Source organism: Streptomyces sp. NRRL F-5727, assembly GCF_000719555.1.
Lineage (GTDB): Bacteria > Actinomycetota > Actinomycetes > Streptomycetales > Streptomycetaceae > Streptomyces.
In genome coordinates, this window is the sequence record NZ_JOGX01000144.1 from 1 (window position 1) to 1,057 (window position 1,057).

Here is a 1,057-nt window from a genome sequence, read left to right on the forward strand (position 1 = left end):
CCGCCAGGCCCCACCCCCCACCCGCCCCGACGCCCCCGCCTCGCCCCAGGCCCTCGCCGGGGCCCGGCAGGCGCCCCCCGCACCTCGGGGAGACGGCGCCGGCGCGGCGGCCGACGGACTCGCCCCGCAGACGGGGGCCGCCCGGGCCGCCCCGGTGAAGGCGCCGTCCCGGGCGTCCGGCTACGTCCAGGACGTCATCGCGCTCGCCAACGCCGAACGGGACCGGGCCGGCTGCGGCCCGCTGCGCGCCGAGGCCCGGCTGGCCAGGGCAGCGCAGGGGCACGCCGACGACATGGCGGCCCGCGACTACTACGCCCACGACAGCCCCGAGGGGCGGGACGGCGGCGACCGGATCAGCGCCACCGGCTACCCGTGGTCGGCGTGGGGCGAGAACATCCACAAGGGGCCGAAGACCCCGGAGCGGGCCATGGACGACTGGATGGACAGCCCGGCCCACCGGGCGAACATCCTCAACTGCTCGTTCCGCGACATCGGCGTCGGCATCGCCCTCACCGCGGACGGGCCGTGGTGGGTGCAGGACTTCGGCACCCGGGGGTGACGTCCGCTCAGTTCGCCGGCGCGGCCAGCTTCTGCACCCAGACCGTGCCGTCCGGGCCGGGCACGGCGGCCACCCCGGTGTCGCGGTAGGCGCAGTCGAGGAGGTTGCGCTCGTGGGCGGCGTCGTCCCGCCAGCTCGCGACCACGTCCGCCGGGTCCCGCTGCCCCTGGGCCAGGTTCTCCGCCCAGGCCGACCAGCGGTATCCGGCCTCGGTCATCCGGGTGTCCGCGAACTCGCCCTCGGGGCTGGCGTGCCCGTAGTAGCCGCGGGCCGTCATGTCCCGGGCGTAGGCGAGGGCGGCGGACGTCAGCCGGGCGTCGGTGCGCAGCGGTCCGCAACCGGCCTCGGCCCGCAGCCGGTTGACGAGTTCGGTGACCCGCTCCCCCGGGTCGGCCGGGGTCGGCGCGACGGTCCGCGTCGGGGTCGGCGCGGTGGTGGCGGGCGTGCGGGTGGGCGCCGGGCGGGTGGCGGCGGCGGTACTCGGCGTGGGGGTGGGGG

The 1,057-nt window shown here is 78.5% G+C and carries 2 protein-coding genes; one reads left to right on the forward strand and one right to left on the reverse strand.

Features of this window, described 5'->3' with window-relative positions; genetic code table 11:
• A partial coding sequence (locus tag IF73_RS0137045; RefSeq protein WP_037881845.1) for a CAP domain-containing protein occupies window positions 1-559 on the forward strand: 559 nt, incomplete at its 5' end.
• 7 nt (window positions 560-566) lie between these two features.
• Here IF73_RS0137045 and IF73_RS0137050 read toward each other — a convergent pair.
• Window positions 567-1,057 (reverse strand): CAP domain-containing protein (locus IF73_RS0137050; RefSeq protein ID WP_031015921.1); only part of this gene is annotated, 491 nt, incomplete at its 5' end.